The organism is Rhabdaerophilum sp., assembly GCF_046092605.1.
Lineage (GTDB): Bacteria > Pseudomonadota > Alphaproteobacteria > Rhizobiales > Beijerinckiaceae > Rhabdaerophilum.
Window position 1 is genome coordinate 1 of the sequence record NZ_JBJTDY010000155.1, and the last position, 6,041, is coordinate 6,041.

Sequence of the window (6,041 nt, forward strand, 5' to 3'; positions counted from 1 at the left end):
GCGAATTTCACCTCGCCCACGCCCAAGGCGCGGCCCTTGCCCGGCAGGCCGAGCCAGCCGAGGAAGAAGCCCGTGAGCTGCCAGAGCGCATCGAGGCCGAGGCAGCCCGGCATCACCGGATCGCCCTTGAAATGGCAAGGGAAGAACCAGAGGTCGGGGCGCACATCGAGTTCGGCGCGCACGCAGCCCTTGCCGTTCGGGCCGCCATCCTCGGAGATCTCGGTGATGCGGTCGAACATCAGCATCGGCGGGGAAGGCAGTTGCGCGTTGCCCATGCCGAACAATTCGCCGCGTCCGCAGGCCAGCAGGTCCTCATACGTGAAGCTCGACCGCCGCGCCGTTCCATCCGCACCCATCGTGCCCTGATCCTTATTCAAGCTGTTTCATGTGACGGTCTTTTCCTGCGCCCGCGCGCAAGCGCGCGGACACATGATGCCCGTTTAGACCAACCGCGCGTGAAGCCATAACGGAATTTGCACAAGATCAACGATTATTGCAGCGTTTTGCCATCAAGATGCGACAGGTTCGCAATGATCTTGTCTCGCGGCCGGTGGAGGGCTAGTTAAGTCGCATGGATCACACTGTTTCCAAGAGTCCAGGTCTGGCTTCCTCCGCCCTCGGCGCGACGGCCAATCGCGCCCCCGCGAGCCTTGCCGGCTGCCCTGTGCACGATCTGAAAAACCGCTTGCGCGCGGTGGGCCTGCGCCCGACGCGCCAGCGCGTCGCTCTGGGCTGGCTGCTCTTCGCCCGCGGCGATCGCCACCTGACGGCCGAGACGCTTTTCGAGGAAGCCCAGCGCGCCCGCGTGCCGGTCTCGCTCGCCACCATCTACAATACGCTGAACCAGTTCAGCCATGTCGGCCTGCTGCGGCAGATCGCGATGGACGGCACCAAGAGCTATTTCGACACCAACGTGACCGACCACCACCATTTTTTCATCGAGGGTGAAGAGGGGCTCGTGGACATTCCCGGCCACGATCTCTCGGTCTCGAACCTTCCGGAGCCGCCGGAAGGCATGGAGATTGCGCGCGTGGAAGTTGTTGTGCGCCTGCGGAAGAGTGGCGCCTGACGCGCCCTATTTCACCCGCTCTTCCGGGTAGACGCCCCAGACGGCGTTCTTTTTCACAAAACCCCTGAAGCCCTCCAACGTTACTTCGCACCAATCCGCCGAGCAGCTCTCGACGCTGGCAATGACGCCCGGTTGCAGCCGGGCCACGATGGCGCTTGTCTCGCTCTCGCGGGCGAAGAGGTCGCGCTCGGGCCGGTCCTTGCCGGCCAGCACGATCACCGTGCGGCGGTTGGAGAGGCGACCGAAATAGACCCATCCCTCGGTCGATTCCGAATCGCGCACGCGACGCCATTGCTCATGCTCGGCGATCACTTCGACCGGCAGGCCCTCGCGCTTGAAAATCCAGCGAATGCGATGATCCTTGCTCGGGCCCTCGCGCATGGGCGTGTCGGAGGGCTTCAGGCTCACGAATCGCGGAATGGGCTGCTTGGTCACCGGGCCGATATTGCGATTGGTGGAGCCGGTCAGCTCGTCCGCCATGGCGGCGAATGGGGCAAACAACAACGCGAAAACCACGGCTAGGCGGGCCATGCGGGCCACCTTGGCACCACCTTCGCCGCGTTCTGGGCTGGAACGGAACATGATCAACCTCGGATGCGGAAATTCATTTGCCGTGAACCCGATTAACGTGGCGTTTACGAGGCCGGCCCGGCGCTTCGCTTTCAGCATGCGCCCGTTGCGAGCCCGATGGTGGAAAGCGCGCGCGGATTGTGCCAAAGGCTAGGGCGGAAGCGGGCAAGCTTCCCAAAAATGGTAATGCCCCGCAAGGCTGCATCAACCCCTGACCACGAAGCGGGAGGGAGCCGTTTCATGCCGAAAGACAAACCGCTTGTCGTGCTGACGCGCCGTCTTCCCGAGGGAATCGAGGCGCGCATGGCCGAATTGTTCCGGCTGGAGCGCAACGAGACCGACGCCGCTCTCGATGCCGAGGGCCTCGCCGCACGGATGGCGCGGGCGGAAGTGCTGGTTCCGACCATCACCGACCGGATTGACGCCGATCTCATCGCCAGGGCTGGCCCGCAACTGCGCCTCATCGCCAATTTCGGCAATGGCACGGACAATATCGACGTGCCGGCCGCCATGAAGCGCGGCATCACCGTGACCAATACGCCGGGTGTGCTGACCGAGGACATGGCCGATTTCACGATGGCGATGATGGTCGCCGTCTCCCGCCGTCTCGTGGAGGGCGCGAAGGTCATTCCGGCCGGACAATGGCAGGGCTGGTCGCCGGGCTGGATGCTCGGCCGCCGCATCCATGGCAAGCGGCTTGGCATCATCGGCATGGGCCGCATCGGGCTCGCGGTGGCGCGTCGTGCCCGTGCCTTCGGCCTGCAGGTGCATTATCACAATCGCCGTCCTGCCGCGAAGCGCATCGAGGAAGAGGTGCAGGCGACCTACTGGGATTCGCTCGACCGGATGCTCGCGCGGATGGATATCGTCTCGGTGCATTGCCCGCATACGCCCGCGACCTTTCACCTGCTCTCGGCCCGCCGCCTGAAGCTGATGAAGGAGGATGCCTTCCTCATCAATACCGCGCGTGGCGGCATCGTGGATACCGAGGGGCTGATCGAATGCCTGGAGCAGGGCAGCCTCGCCGGCGCCGCTCTGGATGTGTTCGAGCATGAGCCGGCGGTCAATCCGCGCCTTGTGGCGCTGGCGAATGCCGGAAAGGTTTTGCTCCTGCCCCATATGAGCTCTTCGACGGTCGAAAGCCGCAACGAGATGGGCGAGAAGGTCATCATCAACATCAAGACCTTCACCGACGGGCACATGCCGCCGGATCGGGTGCTGGTGCTGCCGGGCAGCTGAGCCCTCGTTCAGCGCGCGATCTCGGCGCGCTCGAACTGGCCATGCTTGCGGAAGCGGTAGAGATAGCCCGGGACCACCGCTTCGATCGTCGTCGGCGTGACGCCGAGGCCCGCCAAGGTGCGCTTGGCTGCGATGGCCTCCGCGCTGACCACATTGTCCGTCTCGAGCATCCGAACCTGATCAACCGTCAGCATTGGCGAGGGCAGCAACTCCATCACGCTGGCCTGCAGCCGGGCGATGGGGAAAGGCAGGGGCACAAGCGCGCGCGAGCGGCCGGTGATCGCCAGGATGTATTCAAGCAGCGCCTTGAAGCTCTTCACTTCCGGGCCGCCCAGTTCATAGGTTGCGCCAGGCTTCGCCGCGCCTTCGAGCGCGCGCGCAATCGCCTCGGCGACATCGCCCACGTAAACCGGCTGGAATTTCGTCTCGCCGCCGCCGATCAGCGGCAGGAACGGCAGGAATCGCGCCATATCCGCGAAGCGATTGAAGAACTGGTCTTCCGGCCCGAACACGATCGAGGGCCGCATGATGACGGCCGTGGGAAAAGCCGCGAGCGTCGCCGCCTCGCCGGCCGCCTTCGAGCGGGCATAATCCGCCGGGGAGTTCGGATCGGCCCCGATCGCCGAGACCTGCACGAGGCTGCTCACGCCCGCCTTCGCGGCAGCTTCCGCCACGATGCGAGGCCCCTGCGCCTGCACGGCGGAGAAGGTCTGGCGGCCGCCCTCATGCAGGATGCCGACGAGGTTTACCACCGCATCAGCACCAGCCACCGCGCGCGCCACCGAATCCGGATAGCGCAGATTCGCCTGCACGGCATGGATCTGCCCCACCATGCCCAGCGGCTGGAGATGGCCCGCGAGATCCGGCCGGCGAACAGCGGCGCGCACCCGCCAGCCGCGCTTCGCGAGAGCCTGCGTGAGATGCCGCCCCAGGAAGCCCGAGCCTCCGAAAATCGTAACCAGCCGCGCCATATGCGAACCTCGACCGTTAAGAATGTTGGTTCGGTCTAGTCAATTCGCGCGGTGCAATCAATCACGCCAAAGGCGCGACGGCCCAGAAGCGCCCGAATGGTGCCGAACGCGCACCGGGACCAGCGCGCCGGGGCTGCCCATCGAGCCGCCCGATTCGGCATTCCGGGGGCTCCGCATCAGCATGATGGCCCCGCCCATCGCCACGGAGGCGAACATGGTCACCGAGCCCATGGCAAGGAGCGCGAGCCCGGTCACCCATTCGCCGGTGCTCGTGAGGAGCGAACGGATACCGGCTATATCCAGGGCCAGAATGCCGATCACGAAGAGGATGCCGAGGCCCGCTCCGGCGAGGCCGTTGATCGCGAGCAGGCGAAACAGCGGTTGACGCGGCAGGAAGCCTCGCGGGATGTTCAAACGCGATCCGGGGTTCATGGTGTCGCCTCGCGCAGGAGTTGAAGACCTCCTTAAAGTCGGGCGGCCCGAAAGGTTCGACAAGGCCTGTTTTCGAATATTGACAATTGTCCGCCGACCGATCAGAAGCCTCGCCAGAGGCCCAGGTGGCGGAATTGGTAGACGCGCTGGTTTCAGGTACCAGTGGGTAACACCGTGGAGGTTCGAGTCCTCTCCTGGGCACCACTCTCATTTTCGCGAGCCTTCGCGATTGACCGTAAACGGCGCGATTCCACGTGTTTTTCCGTGGATAGTGGCCGTTTCCGGCCGTATGCCTCCGTTGACATTCGCCCGAATTGTTGGCCTCACTGATGGCCTCAGCCCTGCGCGGACGCCACCGAGGCCAACACAATGTCGCTTTCCGACCTTGCCATTCGCCAAGCCAAAGAAGGCCCGAAGCTTCGCAAGCTGTCCGATGGCGGGGGGCTTCAACTCTGGATCAAGCCGAACGGCTCGAAGCTTTGGTGCCTCGCCTACCGGGGCACGGATGGAAAACAGAAGAAATATTCCATCGGGCCATATCCAACCGTCACACTTCAGGAGGCGCGCAACAAGCGCGAGGAAGCCAAGCGGCTCTTGCTCGCGGGCCTAGACCCGGTGGCGCATATCCGCACCGAGAAGGCCAACAAGGCGATTGCCGAGGCCAACAACGCGGCCAACACATTCTCTGCCATCGCGGCCGAATTGCTCGACAAGAAGCGGCGCGAGGGCAAGGCTTCCAACACCATCGGCAAGCGGGAATGGCTCTACAGCCTCGCGGGCGATGCGTTCGGGAGGCGGCCGATTGCCGATATCACATCGCCGGAAGTCTTGAAGGCTTTGCGCGTGGTCGAAGCGAAAGGCCATTTGGAAACGGCGCACCGCATGCGTTCCGCCATCGGTGAAGTGTTCCGCTACGCTATCGCGACGACGCGCGCGAGCCATGATCCAACCTTCGCGCTCCGGGGAGCGCTGGCAAAGGCCAAGGTGGAGCACCGGGCGGCTATTCTGGAGCCGCAAGCCATCGGGGCGTTGCTTCGCGCGATTGACGGTTTCAACGGGCAGCCGACGACCGTTGCCGCCTTGAAGCTGATGGCAATCCTGTTCCCTCGCCCCGGTGAACTGCGCCAAGCCGAATGGAAAGAGTTTGATCTGGAGCGCGCGGTTTGGACCATTCCGGCCGCTCGCATGAAAATGCGGCGCGAGCATCGGGTTCCACTGCCCCGGCAAGCCATAGCGGTGCTGGAGAGCCTGCTTCCCCTTTCTGGCAACCAAACCTTGGTGCTGCCGAGCACGGTGAGCATGAAGCGGCCGATGAGCGAAAACACAATCAACGGCGCGCTGCGTCGCATGGGCTTCAAGAAAGAGGAAATGACTGCGCACGGCTTCCGAGCCATGGCGACGACGTTCCTGAACGAGAGCGGCAAGTTCTCGCGTGATGCCATCGACCGCGCGCTTTCCCATCAGGAGCCGAACGCCGTTCGCCGGGCCTATGTGCGCAGCGACCATTGGCAAGAGCGCGTGCGCATGGCGCAATGGTGGGCTGACAAGCTGGATACGCTGCGCGATGGCGGGCAGGTCGTTCCGCTGCGAAAAGGGCGGTGACCTTATGGACAGTCAAACAGTCACCTTTTCGTTGTCATGCTCGCAAAAAGCATACTTAGGCTGGCCCTCAAAAATTTTTGACGAAAAAACAGAATTACTCATTGAAAAAGATTTTATCAATCGCAGAATAAGAGATTCTTCAAATATAAGTGAAGATA

General features: G+C 63.4%; 7 protein-coding genes and 1 tRNA gene. 4 read left to right on the forward strand and 4 right to left on the reverse strand.

Annotation, left to right across the window (positions count from 1 at the left end; all coding sequences use genetic code 11):
• The coding region (gene fabA / locus ACKODO_RS12000) for a bifunctional 3-hydroxydecanoyl-ACP dehydratase/trans-2-decenoyl-ACP isomerase (RefSeq protein ID WP_408983676.1) at positions 1–356 on the reverse strand (356 nt) is incomplete at its 3' end.
• Positions 357–571: 215 nt separating this feature from the next.
• Between fabA and irrA the strand changes: the two genes are divergently transcribed.
• The gene (gene irrA / locus ACKODO_RS12005; protein WP_408983670.1) at positions 572–1,069 is read left to right on the forward strand and encodes an iron response transcriptional regulator IrrA; all 498 of its coding nucleotides are present in this window, start codon (positions 572–574) and stop codon (positions 1,067–1,069) included.
• A 6-nt stretch (positions 1,070–1,075) separates the two neighbouring features.
• Here irrA and ACKODO_RS12010 read toward each other — a convergent pair whose 3' ends face one another.
• Positions 1,076–1,600, reverse strand: coding sequence for an SH3 domain-containing protein (locus ACKODO_RS12010; RefSeq protein ID WP_408983671.1), 525 nt, complete (start codon positions 1,598–1,600; stop codon positions 1,076–1,078).
• Positions 1,601–1,879: 279 nt separating this feature from the next.
• Here ACKODO_RS12010 and ACKODO_RS12015 point away from each other — a divergent pair, with 279 nt between their 5' ends.
• Complete coding sequence (locus tag ACKODO_RS12015) at positions 1,880–2,878, forward strand: 2-hydroxyacid dehydrogenase (RefSeq protein WP_408983672.1); 999 nt, start codon at positions 1,880–1,882, stop codon at positions 2,876–2,878.
• Between the two features lie 8 nt (positions 2,879–2,886).
• Here the strand turns inward: ACKODO_RS12015 and ACKODO_RS12020 are convergent, their stop codons facing one another.
• Positions 2,887–3,849: a complex I NDUFA9 subunit family protein gene (locus tag ACKODO_RS12020; protein WP_408983673.1), complete on the reverse strand. Its 963-nt coding sequence runs from the start codon at positions 3,847–3,849 to the stop codon at positions 2,887–2,889.
• Between the two features lie 57 nt (positions 3,850–3,906).
• Positions 3,907–4,281, reverse strand: coding sequence for a hypothetical protein (locus ACKODO_RS12025; protein ID WP_408983674.1), 375 nt, complete (start codon positions 4,279–4,281; stop codon positions 3,907–3,909).
• Positions 4,282–4,400: 119 nt separating this feature from the next.
• Between ACKODO_RS12025 and ACKODO_RS12030 the strand changes: the two genes are divergently transcribed.
• Both ACKODO_RS12030 and ACKODO_RS12035 read left to right on the forward strand, forming a co-directional pair.
• A tRNA-Leu gene (locus tag ACKODO_RS12030) sits at positions 4,401–4,485 on the forward strand.
• A gap of 165 nt (positions 4,486–4,650) precedes the next feature.
• A complete protein-coding gene (locus ACKODO_RS12035) occupies positions 4,651–5,883 on the forward strand; it encodes a tyrosine-type recombinase/integrase (protein WP_408983675.1) in 1,233 nt (410 codons plus the stop codon).
• The last annotated feature ends 158 nt before the right edge of the window (positions 5,884–6,041 follow it).